Origin of the sequence: Streptomyces endophyticus (genome assembly GCF_035798155.1) — a bacterium.
In the GTDB taxonomy this organism is placed as follows: domain Bacteria; phylum Actinomycetota; class Actinomycetes; order Streptomycetales; family Streptomycetaceae; genus Streptomyces; species Streptomyces endophyticus.
Genome location: NZ_JAOZYC010000003.1, coordinates 1 through 20,351, shown reverse-complemented (window position 1 = coordinate 20,351; position 20,351 = coordinate 1). Strand labels below are relative to the sequence as shown.

General features: G+C 71.7%; 15 protein-coding genes. 6 read left to right on the top strand and 9 right to left on the bottom strand.

All coding sequences use genetic code 11. The annotated features are described in order from the left end of the window. Positions 1-261: hypothetical protein (locus OKJ99_RS02610; protein WP_326014035.1), on the bottom strand; the 261-nt coding region annotated here is incomplete at its 3' end. Between the two features lie 129 nt (positions 262-390). Here OKJ99_RS02610 and OKJ99_RS02605 point away from each other — a divergent pair. Both OKJ99_RS02605 and OKJ99_RS02600 read left to right on the top strand, forming a co-directional pair. After that, entirely contained in the window at positions 391-954 is a 564-nt protein-coding gene (locus OKJ99_RS02605) for an HD domain-containing protein (RefSeq protein ID WP_326014034.1), read from the top strand. 88 nt (positions 955-1,042) lie between these two features. After that, positions 1,043-1,891 (top strand): SDR family oxidoreductase, encoded by an 849-nt coding sequence (locus OKJ99_RS02600; RefSeq protein ID WP_326014033.1) that lies wholly within the window; start codon positions 1,043-1,045, stop codon positions 1,889-1,891. Here the strand turns inward: OKJ99_RS02600 and OKJ99_RS02595 are convergent. After that, positions 1,870-3,357 (bottom strand): SDR family NAD(P)-dependent oxidoreductase, encoded by a 1,488-nt coding sequence (locus OKJ99_RS02595; protein WP_326014032.1) that lies wholly within the window; start codon positions 3,355-3,357, stop codon positions 1,870-1,872. The two genes, OKJ99_RS02600 and OKJ99_RS02595, sit on opposite strands and share 22 nt — an antisense overlap. Before the next feature lie 129 nt (positions 3,358-3,486). After that, complete coding sequence (locus tag OKJ99_RS02590; protein ID WP_326014031.1) at positions 3,487-4,437, bottom strand: alpha/beta hydrolase; 951 nt, start codon at positions 4,435-4,437, stop codon at positions 3,487-3,489. A 193-nt stretch (positions 4,438-4,630) separates the two neighbouring features. Between OKJ99_RS02590 and OKJ99_RS02585 the strand changes: the two genes are divergently transcribed. Both OKJ99_RS02585 and OKJ99_RS02580 read left to right on the top strand, forming a co-directional pair. Then, positions 4,631-5,287 carry a TetR/AcrR family transcriptional regulator gene (locus tag OKJ99_RS02585; protein ID WP_326014030.1) on the top strand — a complete coding sequence of 219 codons (657 nt, stop codon included), beginning with the start codon at positions 4,631-4,633 and terminating at the stop codon, positions 5,285-5,287. 11 nt (positions 5,288-5,298) lie between these two features. Continuing rightward, positions 5,299-6,099 carry an NAD(P)-binding domain-containing protein gene (locus OKJ99_RS02580; protein ID WP_326014029.1) on the top strand — a complete coding sequence of 267 codons (801 nt, stop codon included), beginning with the start codon at positions 5,299-5,301 and terminating at the stop codon, positions 6,097-6,099. On the opposite strand, the gene OKJ99_RS02575 is transcribed toward OKJ99_RS02580, so the two are convergent. From OKJ99_RS02575 to OKJ99_RS02555, 5 genes are all read right to left on the bottom strand, one after another. Continuing rightward, positions 6,096-7,454 (bottom strand): wax ester/triacylglycerol synthase family O-acyltransferase, encoded by a 1,359-nt coding sequence (locus tag OKJ99_RS02575; protein ID WP_326014037.1) that lies wholly within the window; start codon positions 7,452-7,454, stop codon positions 6,096-6,098. The genes OKJ99_RS02580 and OKJ99_RS02575 overlap by 4 nt on opposite strands. A gap of 176 nt (positions 7,455-7,630) precedes the next feature. Beyond that, the gene (locus tag OKJ99_RS02570; RefSeq protein WP_326014028.1) at positions 7,631-9,979 is read right to left on the bottom strand and encodes a GH92 family glycosyl hydrolase; all 2,349 of its coding nucleotides are present in this window, start codon (positions 9,977-9,979) and stop codon (positions 7,631-7,633) included. A 62-nt stretch (positions 9,980-10,041) separates the two neighbouring features. Further along, complete coding sequence (locus OKJ99_RS02565) at positions 10,042-12,444, bottom strand: beta-L-arabinofuranosidase domain-containing protein (protein WP_326014027.1); 2,403 nt, start codon at positions 12,442-12,444, stop codon at positions 10,042-10,044. Between the two features lie 63 nt (positions 12,445-12,507). Then, a complete protein-coding gene (locus OKJ99_RS02560) occupies positions 12,508-15,093 on the bottom strand; it encodes a PA14 domain-containing protein (RefSeq protein ID WP_326014036.1) in 2,586 nt (861 codons plus the stop codon). Between the two features lie 339 nt (positions 15,094-15,432). Beyond that, complete coding sequence (locus OKJ99_RS02555) at positions 15,433-15,675, bottom strand: hypothetical protein (protein WP_326014026.1); 243 nt, start codon at positions 15,673-15,675, stop codon at positions 15,433-15,435. A 156-nt stretch (positions 15,676-15,831) separates the two neighbouring features. Between OKJ99_RS02555 and OKJ99_RS02550 the strand changes: the two genes are divergently transcribed. Continuing rightward, entirely contained in the window at positions 15,832-16,812 is a 981-nt protein-coding gene (locus OKJ99_RS02550; protein WP_326014024.1) for an ATP-binding cassette domain-containing protein, read from the top strand. Beyond that, positions 16,809-17,603 (top strand): ABC transporter permease, encoded by a 795-nt coding sequence (locus OKJ99_RS02545; protein ID WP_326014023.1) that lies wholly within the window; start codon positions 16,809-16,811, stop codon positions 17,601-17,603. Before OKJ99_RS02550 ends, OKJ99_RS02545 begins: the two co-directional genes overlap by 4 nt. Here the strand turns inward: OKJ99_RS02545 and OKJ99_RS02540 are convergent. Next, positions 17,584-20,351 (bottom strand): ATP-binding protein (locus tag OKJ99_RS02540; RefSeq protein WP_326014022.1); only part of this gene is annotated, 2,768 nt, incomplete at its 5' end. The genes OKJ99_RS02545 and OKJ99_RS02540 overlap by 20 nt on opposite strands.

Here is a 20,351-nt window from a genome sequence, read left to right as displayed (position 1 = left end):
GCCGGGCCCGTGCGCGTACGCGAGCGGGGCGAGGAGTTCGTGGGCGCTCGTGCCGCGCGAGGGCACGCCCTGGCGGCTGTCGGGGGCGTGCTGCCCCTGCCGGTCGCAGTCGGATGTGCCGGCGGGCGACGACACCTGTTGCACGGACGCGAGGGCCGGGGCCCGCTCGGCGGGGGCGCCGCCGGCGTCGCTGCCCCATGCCGCGCCCAGCACGGTGACCAGGAGGGTCACCAGCAGGGCGGGAACGGTGAGGCGGCGCATGCGGCAATTCTGCACCATGGCGGAAAAGGGGCAGCGTTCACGTCCTGTTGACCGGTGCGTCGGCTCGGACTCGGTTCACCATGGTCTGCTTCCGGGCAGGCTGCGGAAGAGCTTCGGGAGGAGTCGTCCATGGAACGCGTCGAACTGCGCACCGTCGAGGAGCTGATGGCCTCGTTGAACGCCTGCCGGGGCGCCTGGGACGCCCCGGACCGCAGCGGCGACCCCGTCGATCTGCACGATCACGCGCTGCAGACGGCGGCGCTGCTGCGCCGCTCCCGGCCCAGCGACAAGGAGTTGCAGGTCGCGGGGCTCGTCCACGACCTCGGGCATCTGCTGTGCCCGGGCGACGACGCGGGGCACGCGGACCGTGCGGCGGACGCGGTGCGCGGGCTGCTCGGCGAGCGGGTGGCACGGCTCGTACGGCTGCACGTGCCGGCGAAGCGGTATCTGGCGGCGACCGAGCCGGGGCGCGGCCTGTCCGCGCAGAGCGCGCTGACGCTGGGCGTTCAGGGCGGCCCGATGACGCCCCGGGAGGTGGCGGCGTTCGAGGCGGACCCGCACGCCGAGGACGCGGTCACGGTGCGCCAGGCGGACGACGCGGGCAAGGTGGTGGGCCTCGACGCGGGGGTCATGGAGGACTGGCGCCCGGTGCTCGAACTCGTGGCTGCCGCGCACGCCTCGTACGTCCGCTAGATCAGTGGTTCGGCCTCCACAAACGGCCCACGAACCGTGCACGGCTGACACATCGTCATCCACCGGCCGCGCATGAGACCGTACGCGCATGGCTGCGTCCCCGATGGCTCCCACGGATCACCCGCGTGTGCTCGACGGCAGGGCGGCCGTCGTGACCGGTGCCTCGCGCGGCATCGGCCGCGCGATCGCGGAGGAACTCGCCGACTGCGGCGCCCTGTTGTGCGTGACGGCCCGGGATCCGCACGGGGTGCGCGAGGCCGTCGCGGCGCTGCGGGCGCGGGGCGCGGAAGCGGTGGGTGTGCCCGGGTCCGTGGCCGATCCGGCGCATCTGTGGGAAGTGACGGAGCGGGCGATGGCGGAGTTCGGGCGGGTCGACATCGTCGTGAACAACGCCGCGACCAACCAGCCGTACGGCCCGCTCATGGACGCCGATCCCGACGCCTGGCGCACGGCGTTCACGGTCAACGTGGAGGCGCCGCTGCGTCTGGTGCAGTGCGCGTGGCGGGCGTGGATGAGCGAGCACGGCGGCGCCGTCGTGAACGTGTGCACGGAGGGCGCGGGCCATGTGGGGCCGAACGTCGGCGCGTACGGCACCAGCAAGGCGGCGCTGCTGCACCTGACCGCTCAACTGGCGGGCGAGATGGGCCCGTTGGTGCGGGTCAACTCCGTCTCCCCCGGCCTCGTCCGCACCGAGATGGCCCGCTTCGTGTGGGAGCGGGCCGAGGAGTCGGTGGCGGCGGGTCTGCCGGCCGGGCGGATCGGGGAGCCGGAGGACGTGGCGCGGGCGGTGCGCTGGCTGGTGTCGGACGAGGCGTCCTGGATCACCGGGGCGGAGCTGCTTGTGGACGGCGGTACGCGGGTGCGCGCCGCCTCAGCGGGCGGCGCGTCGAACGACGCCGTCCACCAGCAGCTGCGTCACCACTTGCCGGGCTCGTAGTCCTTCAGGAAGACGCCGTACACGTCGTCGCCCGCCTCGCCGCGCACGACGGGGTCGTAGACGCGGGCGGCGCCGTCGACCAGGTCGAGCGGGGCGTGGAAGCCCTCCTCGGCGAGGCGCAGCTTGTCGTAGTGCGGGCGCTCGTCGGTGATCCAGCCGGTGTCGACGGAGGTCATGAGGATGCCGTCGGCCTGGAACATCTCGTGGGCGCTGGTGCGCGTCACCATGTTCATCGCGGCCTTGGCGGCGTTCGTGTTCGGGTGGCCCGCGCCCTTGTAGCCACGGCCGAAGACGCCCTCCATCGCCGAGACGTTCACGACGTACGCGCGTCCGCTCTCCGCCTTCTTCGCGGCGTCGGACATGGCCGGGCGCAGCGCGCTGATCAGGATGAACGGCGACGTGTAGTTGCACAGCTGGGTCTCGAGCAGCTCGACCGGGGAGATCTGGTCGATGGTCTGCACCCAGGTGTTGGACTCGACGACGTCGGGCACGAGGCCGCCCGCGTCGATCGCGGAGCCGTCGAGGTGCCGCTCGACGCTCGCGTTGCCCGCGACGAGCGCGAGGTCGGCGACCTTCTGGGCGTCGATGCCGCTGGTGCCGATGGGCAGCGCGGCGATGCCGTCGACGGATCCCGAGTTGAACGCGCCGATGACGTGGTGCGGCGGCAGCTCGCCGGCGGGCAGCGGCGCGCTCTCGCCGTCGACGAGCGCGGCGTAGGCGGAGGGCAGCCGGCGCACGGTCTGCGTCGCGTTGTTGATCAGGATGTCGAGCGGGCCCGCGGCGGCGACCTGCTCGGCGAGGGCGACGGCCTGGCCCGGGTCGCGCAGGTCGAGGCCGACGACCTCCAGGCGGTGGAGCCACTCCGCCGAGTCCTCCATCGCCTTGAAACGGCGGATGGCGTCCTTGGGGAACCGGGTGGTGATCGTGGTGTGCGCGCCGTCACGAAGGAGGCGCAGCGCGATGTACATGCCGATCTTGGCGCGGCCGCCGGTGAGCAGGGCGCGCTTGCCGGAGAGGTCGGCGCGGGCGTCGCGCTTGGTCCGGTTCAGGCGGGCGCAGCCGGGACAGAGCTGGTGGTAGAAGTAGTCGACTTCCACGTACCGGGCCTTGCAGGTGTAGCAGGAGCGGGGGCGCTGGAGTATCCCCGCGAGCCTGCCCTCCTCGGTCTGCGAGGAGGGCAGGATGCCCTCGGTCTCGTCGTCGATGCGCTGCGCGGACCCGGTCGCCGTCGACTCGGTGACCGCCTTGTCGTGGGCGGTCTTGGCGGCGCGACGCTCCTGGCGGCGACGCTGCTTCACGGTCCGGTAGATGCCGGCGGTGGCCCTGCGGACGGTGATCGCGTCGGGGTGGTCGACGTCGATCTCGTCGAGCTCCTCCAGCACACTGAGGCAGACGGCGAGCCGCTCGGGGTCGATGCCGGGGCCGTACTCCTGCTCGAGGGCCTGGTTGTCCTCTGTCACCGTCATCGCCGCTGCCGTTTCCTGGGGGTGTCGCGCGTCGCGCGCGATCCGCGCCCGCTGTCAAAGCCTTCGAAAGCGGAATTTTACGTAGCGAGGGCCCCTGTCTCCAAACTCGTTCTGCTCACGGGACGCAGGTCACCCGGTCAGGGACGTGCGGAGGAACGCGAGGATCTCCGCCCGCGCGGGCCGGGCCGCGTCCACCACACCAGGCAGGCTCAGGAAGGCGTGCGGCGCTCCGGGGTACTCGCTCATCCGCACGGGCGTCCCCGCCGCTCGCAGGCGCTCGGCGTACCGACGGCCGTGATCGGCCACCGGATCGTGCGTCGGCAGCACGACGAGCGCCGGGGGCAGCCCGCCCAGGTCGTCGGCGTGGAGCGGGGACACGGCCCGGGCGTCGGTTCCCGGCGGAGCGGCGAGCCGCTGGAAGAGCCGCAGCTGCGGCAGGCTCGCGGTCGGGCTGTCCCCGTAGTCCGCGACCGAGTCGTACGCGAACATCGCCCCGGTGACGTCGACCGCGGGGTTGACCAGCACCTGCGCCCGCAGACGCAGCCCCGTCTCCCTGGCCCGGACCGTCGCGAGGGCGCAGATCAGCGCGCCACAGCTCTCCCCGAAGACGGCGGTCCGCTCCGGGTCGACGCCCCATTCCTCGGCGCCCGCCACCACGTGCCGCAGCACGTCCCAGCCGTCGGCGGCGGCCGCCGAGAGCGGGGTGTCCGGGGCGAGGAGACGATGCTCAACGGAGACCACGACCGCGGGCAGTCGGGCGGCAAGATGGCTGGTGGTCCAGTCGCACTGCACCGCCGTGCCCACGAACCCACCGCCGTGTACGTGCACCACGAGCGGCAGGGTGCTCCGGTCGGCGATCGGCCGGTGCACCCGGACCGGAAGGACCCGGCCGGGCAGCGCCACCTCCTGCCACTCGATCGTGGCGCCGGGGTCCGGCTCCCCGGTGAGCGCCCGCATCTCGGGCGATGCCCGCCTGCGGTTCTCCGCTTCGCGGTAGGCGAGCAGCTCCTCCTCCGACATCGAGGACCAGTCCGGCTCCCCGCCCAGCGCCTGTCGCCGCAGACCCGCTGATTCCCTCATGTCTTCTCCTTTATCGAGTACGTCATGTGGTTCCTGGAAACCGGCCGACTCCGCCACACGGACACCACGACGGCGGGGCGCTTCCCGGACAGGGAAGACGGGTTCATCGCACCCTCCATTCCTACGGTGTAGGTTTCGTTCCGTGACAGTAGGATCTACGGCGTAGGTTTGGCAAGGGCGGCAGGGAGTGGGCATGGCGAGACGAGCGCAGGGCACCGCGGCAGGACTCAGTCGTGAGCGGATCGCCGCCGTCGGTGTCGACCTCGTCGACCGGCACGGCCTGGACAAGTTCGGGGTGCGGCGCCTCGCGGAGGAGCTCGGGGTCGACCCGATGTCGATCTACCACCACATCAAGGGCAAGGCCGCGCTCCTCGACGCGGTGTCCGAGGCCGTACTCACCGAGGTGGTCGTGCCGGCGGGCGCCGAGGGCGCGGACGGGCGGGACTGGGAGGAGCTCGCCCGCCGCACGGCGCACAGCTACCGGGACATGGCCCATCGGCACCGCCGGGTCTTCCCGCTGCTGACCACACGCCCCCAGACCTCGCCGGTGGCCCTCGCCGCGCTGGAGCGCCTCGTCGCCTCGATGCGCGCGGCCGAGCTGCCCGAACAGGTCGTCGCGGACACCCAGTTGACGCTCTTCGGGTTCCTCAACGGCTATCTGCTGGCGGTGCTCAGCGGCAGCGGCGACGACGGAGTCCACCTGCCCGTGCTCGACCCCGGCTGCTACCCGACCATGACCGCCCTGCTGCCCCTCCAGACCGGGTTCGGGTCCGTGGCCGAGTTCGACCGGATCCTCGACACCGTCCTCGCGGGAATCAAGGACCGGGCCGCCCGTGGGACAACCCCGTGAAAGGACACCTTGTGGACCGCATAGGCATCATCGGCGTGGGCGAGCTCGGGCGGGCCCTCGTGACCGGCGTGAGCGACGGCGTCGACAGCCCGCCGGACGTCTTCCTCTCGCCGCGTGGCGCCCGGACGGCCGCCGAACTGTCGCGGCGCTTCGCGAACACGCGGATCTGCGCCGACAACCAGGAGGTGGCAGACCGGTCCACGACCGTGATCATCGCGGTCCGCCCCCAGGACCGCGCCGAGGCACTCGCCGGGCTGCGGGTGGACGACACCAAGATCGTGGTCAGCGCCATGGCGGGCGTCGGCATCGACGAGGTGCGCGCCCTCCTCGGCACCCGGGCGCCGGTGGTGCGGGCGATCCCGCTGCCCGCGGTCCGCGAACGCCGCGCCGTCACCGTGACCTGCCCCGGCCACCCCGCCGTCGACGCCCTCTTCGCCCGTCTCGGCGGTGCGCTGCCCGTCCCGGACGAGGCGACGCTCGACGTCTTCCAGACACTGACGTCCACACTGACCACGCACTATCGGTACCTGGCGACGCTCACGGACTGGGCCGCGCACCGCGGCGTCGCACCCGAGGACGCGGACCGGTACGTCCGCGGCCTCTTCGGCGCCGTCGGCCGCTCACTGGACGACGACGCCCGCTCCGTTCAGCAGCTCGCGGGCGATCACGAGACCCCGGGGGGAACCAATGAGCGCATCCGCACCACCTGGTTCACCGAGGCCAACGCCGCTTCCCTGACGCAGGCACTCGACGACCTCCGCAAGGACCTCGGACGGCCCGGCGTCGACCCGGTCCAGGACGACAGGGCTTAGGAGACGCAGGCGGCGAGCAGTTCGTCCAGTTCGTCGACCACCGCGCGGGCCAGCACATCGAGGTCCGGTACCGCTCGGGCGTCGGCCACCAGGCCGTAGTGCACCCGGCCCCGGTACGTCGACACCGCCACGGCGAGGGCCTGGCCCTGGGCCAGGGGGGCCAGGGGGAAGACCTCGGTGAGCGGGCAGCCGCCGAGTTTCAGGCCGAGGCTGGGCAGCGGGACGCTCGTGACCAGCAGGTCGAACAGGAGGCGGGCGTTCTGGCCGACGAGGCCGCCGCCGAGGCGCAGGCCGAGCGGCGGTACGTGGTCGGCGAGCAGGGCGACGGCGCCCGCGCCGCGTGTGGGCCCGGCGTCCTTGTGCCGGTCCATGGAAGCGCGTACGGCGCGCAGCCGCTCCACGGGGTCGTGCTCGGCGACCGGGAGGCGGACCAGGTAGCCGGAGAGCCGGTTGCCCTGGGGGTGGGCGGTGCGGGGCCTGCGCCGGGAGACCGGGACGAGGGCGCGGGGCTCGACGCCCTCGCTGCCGTCGCCGCGCTCGTCGAGCCAGCGCCGCACGGCTCCGGCGACCACGGCGATCAGCACGTCGTTCACGGTGCCGCCGACGGTCTTGCGGATGCGGTGCACGTCGTCGAGGTCGAGCACGACACCGGCGGTGCGCCGGGTGCCGCTGGCCTTCGAGGTGAGCGCGGGCGACGTGCGTACGCCCCAGGTGGCGCGGGCGACCGACGCGCCGATGGACACGGCCTGCGTGGCGCCGGCCGCCAGTGTGCGCACGTGGTCGGGGTAGCGGCGCGGGTCGAGGTCGCCGAGCGTGATCTCGCGCATACCGGGGAACGGCAGGCGCAGGCCGCGGCGCGGGGCGGGCGCGTCCTTCGGGGTGCGGGCGGCGGGCAGGTCCACGGGGTCCATGACGCCGGCGGCGAGGGTCAGGGCGCGCAGCCCGTCGGCGAGGGCGTGGTGGAACTTGAAGAGCACGGCGAACGACGCGCCGTCGGCTGCCGGCAGTATGTGCGCCTCCCACGGCGGGCGGGCGCGGTCGAGCGGGCGTTCCATGAGCGCGCCCGCGGCGGCGTGGAAGTCGTCGACGGGTCCGGCCATCCACACGTGGTCGAGCGGGTCGAAGTCGGCGGCGGGCACGCGGGCCGCGCCGCCGACCGGCACGAGCACGCCGGCGATCCGCATCCGCAGGCCCGCCACGCCCGCGGCGCGGGTGGCGAGCAGTTCGAAGGCGTGCTGGGCGGCGCCGGGCCCTTCGGCCTCGAAGACGCCCAACGCCCCCAGGTGCATGGGGTGTTCGGCGGTCTCGATGTTCCAGAAGGTCAGGTCGAGTGGAGCGAGCAAGTCCGAACTCAGAGAGGTCATGGAGGGCTCTCGCGTCGACAACGGGAGAGGGCAGTCAACCGCCCGCAGTCGATTACGGTCAAGTACGATCACGGCACGCTGCGTTAACAACTGATGAAGACCCGCCCCTCTGGGAGGGACGGGTCCCATGTGACTCAGTGGGCGACCCAAGTGACGTGTCTTTTACGTCACTTGAGGGGCGGCGGCGCCGCATCGGCACCGGTCCCCCACGCCGACGGCTCGCCGCCGACGGTGAAGGACAGGTTCCGCAGGCCCCGCAGATCCTCCGTGGTCAGATACGTCTTGCCGTACGCGGCGCCGTCCGCCCGCGCCGACTGGATGTACCGGTTGCCCTCCGAGGTGCCGGGCGCCCGGACGGTCAGCGCGCCCTTCGGGAAGTAGCGCCGGTCGAGCGTGACGTCGACCCGCTCGAAGACGGGCGTCGACAGGCTCCACGTGTCCGTGCCGGGCTGCACCGGGAAGATCCCGATGGACGACAGGACGTTCCAGGCGGACATCGTGCCCAGGTCGTCGTTGCCGGTCATGCCGGTCGGGGTGTCGGTGAACAGGGTCAGCGCGGCGTGCACCACGTCGGTGGTCTTCCACGGCTGGCCGGTGGAGAGATACGTGTAGGGCGCGATCAGGTCGGGCTCGTTCTGCGGGTTGTACTTGTCCGCGTTGTAGTAGTCGTACGGACCGTTGACCCACACCTCGCGGGCGGTCTTCGCCGGATCCTTCACCAACTGCTCGTAGGCGAAGAACGAGTCGAGCCGCTTGTTCGCGGCCTCCTCTCCGCCGATCAGGCCGACCATGCCCGGCAGGTCCTGCGGCACGAGCCACTGGTACTGCCAGGACGTGCCCTCGTGGAAGCCCTCGCTCTTCGCTGGGTCGGCGGGCCCGGTGAAGGCGCCCGACGCGTCGCGCGCACGGAAGAATCCGGTCGAACTGTCAAAGATCTTCCGGTAGTTCTGCGCCCGCTCGGCATACCGCTTCGCGTCGTCCTCGTGCCCGAGCTCCTTCGCCATCTGGCCGAGCATGGCGTCGGACAGCGCGTACTCCAGGGTGGCCGAGGCCCCGTGGTCGTAATCGGAGTCACCGGGCTTCACATGCTCGCGGTCCTTGATGTACGGCGCGAACCCGTCGGCCAGATACTCCTTGTTGGCCTCGCGGCCCACGGGGGCTGAGTCGGCCGGCGGCACGCCGTCGGCGTTCTTCTTCAGCGCCCGGTAGGCGTCCTCCTCGTGCCCCTTGAGCAGGCCCTGCTGATAGGCGTTGGTGAGGAACGGGGTGACCGGGTCGCCGGTCATGATGTTCGTCTCGACCGTGCCGTAGCCCCACTTGGGCAGCCAGCCGCTGTCCTTGTCGATGCGGATCACCGACAGCGCCATGTCCCGCGACTCGTGCGGGGCCAGCAGCGACAGCAGCTGCGCCTGGGTGCGGTACGTGTCCCAGAGCGACCAGTTCTGGTAGTACGTGAATCCCTTGGCGCGGTGGATCTTCTGGTCCCAGCCGGTGTAGCGGCCGTCGACGTCGCTGCCGATGTTCGGTGCGAGGAACGAGCGGTACAGCGAGGAGTAGAAGGTGCGGCGCAGCGTCTCACTGCCGCCCTGCGCCTTGACGTCGTCGAGCCGGTCCTCCCACGCGGACTGCGCCGCGCCGCGCACGGAGTCGAAGGAACGGCCGCCCTCCGTACGGAGGTTGAGCGAGGCGCCGTGCGCGTCCACGTAGGAGATCGCGGTGGTCGCCTCGACGGTGCGGTCCTTGCTGGTGTCGAAGCGGAGATACGCGCCGTTGCGCTCGGCGTCCGCGGCCGAGGACTTGGAGCCCTCGGTGACGGTGTCGCCCTTCCAGGTACCGGACGTGGTGAACGGCCGGTCGAACTTGGTGATCGTGTAGAGCGTGTACTGCTTGGTGTCCTGGCAGAAGCCGCTGCCGGTGATGGCGGTGCGCACGGTCCTGCTGTCGAGGATGTCGACCTTGGTGTGGACGGTCTTGTGCAGCGACTGGCCCGCGTTGATCATCACGTTGGCCTTGTCGGTGGCCGGGAACGTGTACTTCTGCACGCCCGTCCGCTTGGTGGCGCTCAGCTCGGCGTCGATGCCGGACTTCAGGCCCACCTTGTAGTAGCCCGGCGAGGCCTTCTCGTCGTCGTGGCTGAACTCGGCCGCGTACTTCGCGTAGTCCGTGCTGCCGATGTCACCGACGGTCGGCAGCACCGGCAGATCGCCGCCCAACCCACAGCCCACACCGGAGAGATGGACGGTCGAGAACCCTCGGATGTGGTTCTCCGAGTAGTCGTAGCCGGTGTTGTGACCGGTGTCGGGCGAGAACTGCACCATCCCGAAGGGCACGGCGGCGCCCGGGTAGGTGTTGCCCTCGTTCTCCGTGCCGATGAACGGGTTGACCAGATCGGTCAGTTGGCCGCCCCCGGGCGGGGTGGAGGCCGCGGCGGGTGCCGCGAGGCCGGCCCCGAGCAGCGCGGCGGCCGCGGCGAGCACCCCCAGCGCGCGACGGACGGGTCTTGTGCGCCTTCTCATCCTGCACCCTTCGACAACGTTGTCAGCATGGCTGGCCATTCTTCGTGCGGCCCAACGGCCCGTCAAGACTCCAGGCGCCACAGGTGATCCTCCGTCCCGTTGTCGGAGAACTGCACGACCTGTGCGCTGTCGGCGGTGGACATGCCGTCGACACCGAGCACCTTGCCGCTGTGCCGGTTGCGCAGCAGGAACCAGCCGTCGCCCTGGTCCTCCCGCTCCCACAGCAGATCCTCCCGGCCACTGCCGTCGTCCTCGTACTGCACCACATGGGCACTGTCGGCCGTCGAACTCCCCTTCACCGCCAGGTACTTGCCGCTCTGCCCGTTGCGGATGCGCAGCGCGCCGCCGCCGGCCGCGAGGAGTTGCCACGCGTGGTCGCCCGTGCCCGAATTGCTGAATTGCACGACCCGCGCGTCGTTGTCCGTGGACATGCCGTCGACGGCGAGGACCTTGCCGCTGTGCCGGTTCAGCACACGGTGGTGGCGCGGTTCCGGCGTCCACGGCTTTCCGTCCGGGGCAGCCGACGGGAAGGCGGTGATCCGCAGCCGGGCCGCGCCCATCGGCACCAGGGTCACGTCCTCCACCCCGGCGCGGCTGCGGGCGGGGCTCGGTTGCAGGGGTGCGACGACTCCCTCCTCGTCCGCGATCCACTCCGGGATGCGGCGGGCCCGCGCGGTGAGCGTGCGGGGCGCGCCGTCCAGGGTGAACGGGTTGTCCGCGAGCGGCCCCTCCCTGTGGTGTGCGGTGATCGAACCGCCGGGAACCAGGCCGTAGTTCCACGGGGTGGTGGCGTGCACGTCGTACTCGGGGAACGTGTCGTCCCCGCCGGTGCGCACATACCTCTCGCCGATCCTCAGCGAGTACGTGAGCGGGCCGTGGTCGACGCTGACGCTGTCGTGGTTGCCGCTCCAGGTGCGCAGCGTGGTCCTTTGGGGCAGCCGCAGTCGCACCTCGTCGCCGTCCCGCCAGGTGCGGCGGATCTCCGCGAACGAGGGCCCCTTCGCGACCTTCACCGCACGGCCGTTGACCGTGAGGCGCGGCGCCTCGCACCAGCCCGGAATGCGCAGCCGCAGCGGGAACTCCACCGCACGCTCCACGCCGACCCTCAGGGTCACGGTCTCGTCGAACGGGTACTGCGTCTCCTCGCGCACCGTGGCCTTCACCCCGTCGCCCACCTCGGTGCGTACCTCGCACGGCGCGTACATCGCGGCCACGAGCCCGCCGTCGGGGCCCGCGAGCCACAACTCCTCGGTGAAGTAGGGCCAGCCCATGCCGTAGTTGTGCGGGCAGCACCGGTACTGGTCGACTCCGGGTTGGTAGGACTGCATGGCGAAGCCGTTCTGGAACTGCCCGTTGCCCTTGCGGGTGTTGTCGAGGTCGATGCCGTTGGCGCTGGTGATGTAGTGGATTCCCTTGCCGGTCGGGTCCAGGGCGGCCGGGAGCATGTTGAAGGCCAGGTCCTCGCAGCGGTCGGCCCACACGGGATCGCCGGTGATCCGGGTGAGCAGCTCGTGGCTGGCCATGAACTCGACGATGCCGCAGGTCTCGAATCCCTGGCGGGGGTCGCCGAATCCCGGCCGGGCGTTCTCGTCCCCCGCCATGCCGCCGCCGGGGAACTGGCCGTACTCCCGCAGCACTTGGTCGTACGTGCGGTAGGTGGCGCGGCGCAGTTCCGCCTCCCCCTCGGTGGCCCACTGGGCGTACTGGGCGGGTTCGCGGAAGCCCTGGGCGATGTTGACGTTGTGCGGGGTGGGGAGCTTGCCCGTCCAGTCGGCGCCGTAGCGGTGCATCTTGTCGACGAGGTCCGCGAGGAAGGCGTCGCCGGTGCGCTCGTACAGCCAGCGCGCGGTGTCGATGCCGTCGCCCCAGCGCACGGAGACCCAGCTGCTGTCGAAGGCGCCCTTCCCCTGGGCCGCCATGTAGGACATGAAGCGGGTGAGGAACGGCACGACGCGCTCGTCGTGCGTGTACTCCTCCCACGTGCGCAATGCCATGAGCAGCGGCAGGAACGGCCAGAAGTCCGGGCCGCCGTTCAACGAGGTGCGTAGGGCGTGCGGGCCGAAGAATCCGTCGGACTGCTGCGTGGCGAGGATGGGGTCGATCCAGCGTCGGCACGTGGCGAGCGCGTCGGCGTCGCGCGTGGCGATCGCGAGGGGCACGAACCCCCGTAGCCAGTACGGCACTTCCTCCCAGCCGTTGAGTTCCGGGTGGATCCAACCGCACGTGTCCATGGCCAGGAAGTGCGACTTCTGCTCGTAGCGTCCGCACAGTCCGGCCAGTTGCAGCCGCAGTTGGCCGGCGAGCCAGCCGTCGGCGGTGACGCTGCCGACGGGCAGGCGGGTGAACGCGTCGGCGGCCGGTCCCGACGTGTCCGCCCGTGCCGTCGCGCTCGCCGCACCGCCCCACGCGGTGGCCGCACAGGCCACCGTCGCGGCCTGCAGCACGCCGCGTCGAGTCACAGTCATGAGCTGCCTCCTACGAGAGAGGGGCGGGCCCGTGGAGACGGGCCCGCCCCAAGGCGTACGGGATCAGGAGCAGTTCGCCACGGTGTCCTGCGAGGCGTCGCGGATCAGCGCCTGCTGGGCGTCGGACACCCGCTTCACGTCCGGCTTGACGACCCGGCGGTCGTAGGTGAGCAGGCCGTTCAGCTCGCCCTCGACGTCGGAGATCTGCGTGTACACCGCGCCGTTGCCGCCCTTGCAGGCCAGCTTGTGCACCTCGTCCAGCTTCTTGAGGTAGTCGTCCGTGTACGTCGCCGGGTCCACGTCGACGTACGACTGCTGGACGGACCAGGCATGTCCTGGCACCGCGAGGCCGAGGCCGCCGTACTCGCCCGCGACCAGGGCGCGTTCGCCGTCGGGCTTCGGTGGCAGGGCGGGGCTCGGGTAGCCGTGTTCGTCCATGATGTCGCCGGCGCCGCCGTCACGGCCGAGGTTGAGCCCGGACTGGCCGTTGATCAGCCGGGTCGGGTCCCAGGACTTCGCCTGGTCGGCGATGCGGCCCTCGTCGTACTGGCCCCAGCCCTCGTTGAAGGTGACCCACATGACGACCGACGGGTGGTTGATGTGCTGGTCGATCATGGTCTTCATCTCGCGCTCGTACTCGGCGCGCGCCGCGGTGGACGGGTTCTTCCCGGCCTCCATCGCCGGCATGTCCTGCCAGACCATCAGGCCGAGCTTGTCGGCCCAGTAGAACCAGCGGTCGGGTTCGACCTTGATGTGCTTGCGGACCGAGTTGAAGCCCATCTTCTTGTGCATCTTCAGGTCGTACGCGAGCGCGTCGTCGCTGGGCGCGGTGTGCAGACCGTCGGGCCAGAAGCCCTGGTCGAGGGTGGCCATCATGAAGACCGGCTTGCCGTTGAGGATGGTGCGCGGGGTGCCGTTCACCTTCTCGACGGAGATCGAGCGCATCCCGAAGTAGCTGCCCACCCGGTCATCGCCGACGCTCACCTTGAGGTCGTAGAGGAAGGGGTCGTCGGGCGACCACAGGTGCGGCTTGGCGATCTTCAGGGTGAGCGGTCCGCCGGAGGTGCCGGTGGCGGTGGCGACCTTCTTGCCGTCCGCGTACGCCGTCGCCGTGACGGGGACGCCGTCCCGAACTCCCGTTGCGGACACGGTCACTTCGCCCGTCTTCACGTTCGGCGTCACCTTCAGGTCGGTGGCGTGGTCGGTGGCGACCGGCTCCATCCACACGGTCTGCCAGATGCCGGAGGACGGGGTGTACCAGATGCCGCTCGGGTCGAGGCGCTGCTTGCCCATGGGCGGGTTCTCGGCGTTGTCCGCGTCCGTCGGGTCGTAGACACCGACGATCAGTTCCTGGGTGCGGCCCGGCTTGAGGGCGTCGGTGACGTCGGCGCTGAACTTGTCGTAGCCGCCCTTGTGATCGGCGACCTTCGTGCCGTTCACGTAGATCTCCGACTTCCAGTCCACGGCGCCGAAGTTGAGCCGCAGCCGCTGCTTGTCGCCGACCTTCCAGTCGGCGGGCACGGTGAAGGTGCGCCGGTACCACATGCGGTCCTCGTGGCGCTCGATGCCGGAGAGCTGGGACTCGACCGGGTAGGGCACGAGGATCTTCTCGCCGAGGTTCTTGCCGACCGGCGGCTGCTCGCCCTCCTTGGCGGCGGCGAACTGCCAACTGCCGTTGAGGTTCTGCCACTTGTCGCGGGTGAGCTGCGGGCGCGGGTACTCGCGGTGGGCGTTGGCCGGGGTGACGTCGTCGCCCCACTTGGTGGTCAGCTCGTGTGTCGAGTGGTTGGGGCCACTGGACCAGAAGGAGCCGACGGCCGTGCCGTCGTCGCCGGTCAGTCCGCCCTTGCCGTCGTAGGTGACGTCGGCCTGGCCCGAGGCGTCGCCGTCCTTGTTGCCGACGACCGGCTCGTCGAGGCCCACGCGCAGCGCGCGCGGGTCGTCGGGGTCCGCCTCGACCTTGCCGAGCGGCCACTTGGCGCCGCCGATCACGGCCGTCAGGTGGTCGTTGATGTCACCGGGGACGGCGCCCAGCTTCTGCGCGAAGTCCAGCTTGAGGGTGCGGCCGTCGCCGAGCACGGTGGTGCCGATGGCGCCGTCGTACTTCCAGTCGTCGGGCAGCCGGAACGCGGAGGACGGGATGGCCTCCTTCTGCGCGCCGGGCTCGGTCCAGCGCAGGTGGAGGTTGGAGCCGCCGTAGTGCTCGAAGTACTCGACCTTGATGTCGACCGCCTTGCCCGCCGTCAGGTCCACGGGCTGGGAGGTCTGTTCCTTGTCCCAGTCGTCGACCCAGTGGTCGATGACCAGCTTGTTGTCGACCCAGAGCCTGAAGCCGTTGTCACCGATCATTGACAACGTTGTCGGCCCGGTCTTCTCCGGCACGAGTTTCCCGGTCCAGCGCACGCTCGCGTCGTCCGCCCGGCCGGTCGCGGACGACAGGCGGGACTCCAGGCTGTTGAAGTCGATCTGCGGGTCGAAGCCGGTGGCCTTGAGCTTGTCGAAGTCGAAGGCTCCGGCGGCGGACTGGGTGTAGTACTCGCCCTTCAGGCCGTGCGGCACGACGGGGTCGTCGTCCGCGGTGGTGGCGGCGCCCGAGGGGACCACGGCGAGCGCGCTGAGGCCCAGGGCCGCGGCGAGGAGCAGGGACAGGTGCCTTGCGCGACGTCTGAGGGTTCGGGGTTCTCCGGGACTTCTGAGGCTTCTGAGTCTTTTGGTGCGCACGGATCCTCCAGTGCTGGACGCTTCGAGGAAGAGTGGCGGCTCGCCGCTCGGGTCTGTGCAACTGCGGTGTATTGCGTTGGACTTCGTTGAACATTGTTGCGAGGACGGGCAGTTGGCATCACAGCACGGGCGGGCGCGTCCGGCAAGACCGCGGGAGCAAGGTCGCGGTTCGGGGCGTGTTGCCGGCGGCGCTACCCGGCAACGCGTAGGGCCCACCGGGTCGATCACCCGGTGGGCCCTACGGAGACGGTGGAACGGAAGGTCGACTCAGCCCCACTGCTGCTGGGCGGCGTCGGCTGCCGCCTGTGCGTCGGCCTGTTGTTGCGCGGCCTGTGCCGACGCGTGCGCGTCGGCCTGCTGCTGGGCCGCCCTCGCCGCATCGTCCTGCGCCTGGTGCTGGGCCGCCCGTTCCTCTTCCTCGGCCCTCCGACGGCGACGACGAAACTCCTCATCCTCCTCCGCCTTCCGGTGGCGAGCAGCCGCGTCGTCGTTACGGGAATCGCTGGTCATGGCGGCTCCTTCACAGTTGGCCTTCCGAATCAGCATGCCCAGGCCTGTCCATGAGCACCAGAGCGCAGACCGCGCATCCTCCGACGCCGGAACCGTGTGCCCGGCTGAAGCCACTCTGAAGCCATGCTGAATGCGCCATGCCGCAGCCTCTGCGGCATGACCACCACGACAGCCACCGCTCCACCTCTCGCCATCGAAGCGCGCGGCCTGCGCAAGGCCTTCGGGGACAAGACCGTGCTCGACGGCATCGACCTCGCGGTGCCGGCCGGCTCCGTCTTCTCGCTGCTCGGGCCGAACGGCGCGGGCAAGACCACCGCCGTCAAGATCCTCTCCACGCTCGTCACCGCCGACGCGGGCGAGCTGTTCGTCGGCGGCCACGACCTGGCCGCCGACCCGCAGGCCGTGCGCGCGGCGATCGGTGTGACCGGGCAGTTCTCGGCCGTCGACGGCCTGATCACCGGCGAGGAGAACATGCACCTCATGGCGGATCTGCACCATCTGCCCCGGCGCGAGGGCCGGCGGGCGGCCGCCGCGCTCCTCGACCGATTCGATCTCACCGAGGCCGCGCGGAAGCCCGCCGCCACCTACTCCGGCGGCATGCGGCGCCGCCTCGACATCGCCATGACGCTGGTCGGCTCCCCGCGCATCCTCTTCCTCGACGAGCCGACGACCGGCCTCGACCCGCGCAGCCGCCACACGATGTGGCGCATGATCCGCGACCTCGTCGCCGATGGTGCCACCGTCTTCCTGACCACGCAGTACCTGGACGAGGCCGATGAACTGGCCGACCGCATCGCCGTGTTGAGCGAGGGACGGATCGCCGCCACGGGCTCCGCCGATGAGCTGAAGCGGCTCGTGCCGGGCGGCCATGTGCGGCTGCGGTTCACCGACCCGGTCGGCTACCGGGCCGCCGTCGCCGTGCTGCGCGACGTCACCACGGACGACGAGGCACTGACGGTGCGGATCCCCAGCGACGGCACGCAGCGCGAACTGCGGTCCCTACTCGACTGGTTGGACGCGGCGGGCGTCGAGGCGGACGAGCTCTCCGTGCACACCCCCGACCTCGACGACGTGTTCTTCGCCCTGACCGGCGGCGCGGACAAGTCCACCACCCGGCCCGAGGAGGCCCTCCGATGAGCACCGCCCTGTCCCTCGCCGTGCGCGACTCGTCCACGATGCTGCGCCGCAACCTCCTGCACGCCCGCCGCTATCCGTCGCTCACCCTGAACATCCTGCTGACACCCATCGTTCTGCTGCTGCTCTTCGTGTACGTCTTCGGTGACGTGATGAGCGCGGGGATCGGCGGCGGCCCCGCCGACCGCACCGCGTACATCGGCTACCTCGTGCCGGGCATCCTGCTGATGACCATCGGTGCCACTCCGGCCGGGACCGCGATCTCGGTGACGATGGACATGACGGAGGGGATCATGGCCCGTTTCCGTACGATGGCCATCCACCGCGGGTCCGTGCTGATCGGGCACGTCGTGGGCAGCGTGCTGCAAGCGGTCGCCGGTGTGCTGGTCGTGGGCGCCGTGGCGGTGGCGGTCGGCTTCCGTTCCACGGACGCGACGGCCCTGGAGTGGCTGGCGGCGTTCGGCCTGACGGTGCTGGTGGCCGTGGCGCTGAGCTGGGTGGCCGTCGGGCTGGGACTGGCCAGTCCGAACGCCGAGGCGGCGAGCAACAACGCGATGCCGCTGATCATCCTCCCGTTCATCTCCAGCGCCTTCGTGCCGATCGACGCGATGCCCGGCTGGTTCCAGCCCATCGCCGAGTACCAGCCGTTCACACCCCTCATCGAGACACTGCGCGGGCTACTGCTCGGCACGGAGATCGGTCACAGCGGGTGGCTCGCGGTCGCCTGGTGCCTGGCCCTGACGGCGCTCGGGTTCTTCTGGTCGCGGGCGCTGTTCAACCGCGATCCGGCGTAGCGAGCGCGCGGGCCGCGTCCCGCAGCTCGTCCCGTCCCAGGGCGGCGTACTCGGCCACCGCGTCGGTGTACGCCGCCCGGTCGGCGTTCTCGGCCGCGTGTCGGGCGCGGGCCGCGGCCATCGTGGGCTGGAAGTCCCGCAGCACCCACAGCCGTTCGGCCAGGGCGATCGTGCGGACGGCTTCGGGGGTGCGGTCCGTGAGCCCGGCCGCGCCGAGCGCGTGCAGCACGGTGCCGAGGACGGGGAGCCCGACGAACGTGGCGGCCGGTCCGGCGAGCAGGGACCGCAGCCGGTCGACCGTGTCGGCGACCGGTGCGAGCCGGCCCGCGTACGCGTGTGCCGTCACCGCCGTCGCCTGGATCTGCAGTGCCCACGGGTCGTGCCAGGGCTCTCCGTCGTACCCCGCCCCGGCGACGGGCAGCCGGGCGACGGCGCGGCGCCACAGTTCGAGCCCGGCCCCGGTGTCGCCGCGGGCGAGCGCGATCTCGGCGCGGACCCCCAGGTCGGGGCTGTAGAAGGGGTCCTTCTGCGCGGTGCCGTCGGCCTCCGCGCGGCGCTGCCAGGTCTCGGCCTCGTCCGGGTTCCCGCGCTGCAGGCAGGCGAGCGCGAAGCCCCAGCGGATGCCGACGTAGTCGTTCTCGTCGCCGAACCGGGGCAGTGCCTCGCGGGCCGCCCCGAGGTTCCGGTACGCGGCGTCGCCGTCGCCCGTCGTCAGGCACAGCTGGCTCAGCCGGGAGTAGCCCATGACCTCCAGGGGCGGGCTGTCGACCGCCGCCAGGACGTCGACGACCCGCCGCGCCGAGGCGAGCGTGCGGGCGATGTCGTGCTCGTACTCCCAGACGTAGGTGGCGACGCTCTCGGCGACGGAGACGACCAACGGGTAGTCGCTGTCGCAGAGTTCGCGCAGCACGCCGTAGTCGGGAGGCAGCATCTCGGGTACGGCGGCCAGCACGACCGCGATGGCGCGCAGCAGCGTGTCCGGCGGGGCCGGGGGCAGCCGGCGCAGGGTGACGAGGTGGCGCAGGACGCGCGGGGCGTGGTCCACGATGAGGCTCGCCGCGCACAACACGGCTGCGGCGCGGGCGACTTCTACGTACTCGGGTTCGGGGCGGTAGTGCGAGAGCGGGGCTCCGGTGTCGGCCGCGAGGGCGGAGAGGCGGGCGAAGTCGGAGTCGGTGGACCACAGGGCGGCGAGCACGGCGGTGACGGCGGCGATGGTGGATCCTTCGCCGCGGGCCAGGGCGTGCCGGAGGGCGGTCACGAGGTTGTCCTGCTCGGACTTGATCAGCTCCCGGGTGTCGGGGGAACGTGGTCCGAGCAGGGTGTCGTGATGGCCGATACCGAACTCCCGCGCCCAGAGGCAGAGTTGACCGAACGCCCGTTCCTCCTCGCCGGATTCCGCGCACCGGGCCGCGCTGAACTCCCGTACGGTCTCCAGCATCCGGAACCGGACACCTGACGGGGTGTCGGCGACGGTCAGCAGTGACTGGTCGACGAGCTGCTCCAGCACGTCGAGTGAGTTCTCGCCGAGGACCCGTTCCGCCGCGTCGGTGGAGAACCCGCCGGGAAAGACGGACAGGGTCCGCATGGCGGCGCGGGCCTCGTCCGCGAGCAGGTTCCAGCTCCACTCCACGACGGCGTGCAGGGTGCGGTGGCGCTCGGGCACGTCGCGTACGCCGCCGCGCAGCAGGGCGAAGCGGTCGGCGAGGCGGCGCGCGATCTCGGGCACGGACAGGGCCCGCACCCGCGCCGCGGCCAGCTCCACGGCGAGCGGCAACCCGTCGAGGTGTCCGCACAGTTCGGCGACCGCGTCCGGCGGCAGGTCGACGCCGGGACGCGCGGCCCTGGCCCGCTGGCCGAACAGCTCGGCGGAGGTGTCGGGCGCCAGTTCCGGCAGTGCGTACACGGCCTCCGATGTGAGCCCGAGCGGCGACCGGCTGGTGGCGAGTACGCGCAGCTCGCGGGCGCGGGACAGCAGCGCCTGGACGAGGCCGGCGACGCCCCCGATGACGTGCTCGCAGTTGTCGAGGACCAGCAGCGCGGGCCCGGCGCCGAGCGCCCCGACGATGCCGGACACCGGGTCGGCCGGGGCGCGCCCGCCGACGGAGCCGTGCCGCCCCTCCCCCACGCCGAGCGCGGAGGCCACCTCCGCGGCGATGTCCGCGTCCGCGGCGACCCCGGCCAACGGCACGGCATGCACGACGCGTTGCCCGGCCCTGCGGGTCACGGCGTACGCGAGGCGGGTCTTGCCGAGTCCGCCGGGTCCGACGACGGTGACGGCGCGCGAGTCGCGCAGCAGCCGCTCCACCGCGTCGATGTCCTGGCCGCGGCCGAGGAGTTGGTTGGGTTCGTGGGGTACGCCGTGCCGGACGACGGATGGTTCGTCGCGCAGCAACTCGGCGTGGATGTCGCGGAGTTGCGCACCGGGTTCGGTGCCCAGGTCTTCCCGGAGCCCGCGGCGGTAGGTCGCGTAGCGGGCCAGCGCGGTGGGCGGGCCCGCCGTGGCCGCCTCGGCGCGCAGCAGTTCGGCGAGGACCTCCTCGTCGCGCGGCAGCCGCGCGAGGGTCCGGGCGAGCGGCCCCACTGCCTCGGCGTACCGGCCGAGCCGGGCGAGCGCGAGGGCCCGCGCGCGGGCGAGGTCCCGGTGGACCGGGGCGCGTTCGGCGCGCAGCGCGGCCACGGGGTCGTCGGTGCCGCCGTCCTCCTCCGGGGCGCCCTCCCACAGGGCGAGCCCGGCCTCGGCCGCGG

What these genes read in the sequence shown, in the direction of transcription:
- OKJ99_RS02605 (WP_326014034.1), top strand. Translation starts at nt 391, where the DNA reads ATGGAACGCGTCGAACTGCGCACCGTCGAGGAGCTGATGGCCTCGTTG.
- OKJ99_RS02600 (WP_326014033.1), top strand. Translation starts at nt 1,043, where the DNA reads ATGGCTGCGTCCCCGATGGCTCCCACGGATCACCCGCGTGTGCTCGAC.
- OKJ99_RS02595 (WP_326014032.1), bottom strand. Translation starts at nt 3,357, where the DNA reads ATGACGGTGACAGAGGACAACCAGGCCCTCGAGCAGGAGTACGGCCCC.
- OKJ99_RS02590 (WP_326014031.1), bottom strand. Translation starts at nt 4,437, where the DNA reads ATGAGGGAATCAGCGGGTCTGCGGCGACAGGCGCTGGGCGGGGAGCCG.
- OKJ99_RS02585 (WP_326014030.1), top strand. Translation starts at nt 4,631, where the DNA reads ATGGCGAGACGAGCGCAGGGCACCGCGGCAGGACTCAGTCGTGAGCGG.
- OKJ99_RS02570 (WP_326014028.1), bottom strand. Translation starts at nt 9,979, where the DNA reads ATGAGAAGGCGCACAAGACCCGTCCGTCGCGCGCTGGGGGTGCTCGCC.
- OKJ99_RS02565 (WP_326014027.1), bottom strand. Translation starts at nt 12,444, where the DNA reads ATGACTGTGACTCGACGCGGCGTGCTGCAGGCCGCGACGGTGGCCTGT.
- OKJ99_RS02555 (WP_326014026.1), bottom strand. Translation starts at nt 15,675, where the DNA reads ATGACCAGCGATTCCCGTAACGACGACGCGGCTGCTCGCCACCGGAAG.
- OKJ99_RS02550 (WP_326014024.1), top strand. Translation starts at nt 15,832, where the DNA reads ATGACCACCACGACAGCCACCGCTCCACCTCTCGCCATCGAAGCGCGC.
- OKJ99_RS02545 (WP_326014023.1), top strand. Translation starts at nt 16,809, where the DNA reads ATGAGCACCGCCCTGTCCCTCGCCGTGCGCGACTCGTCCACGATGCTG.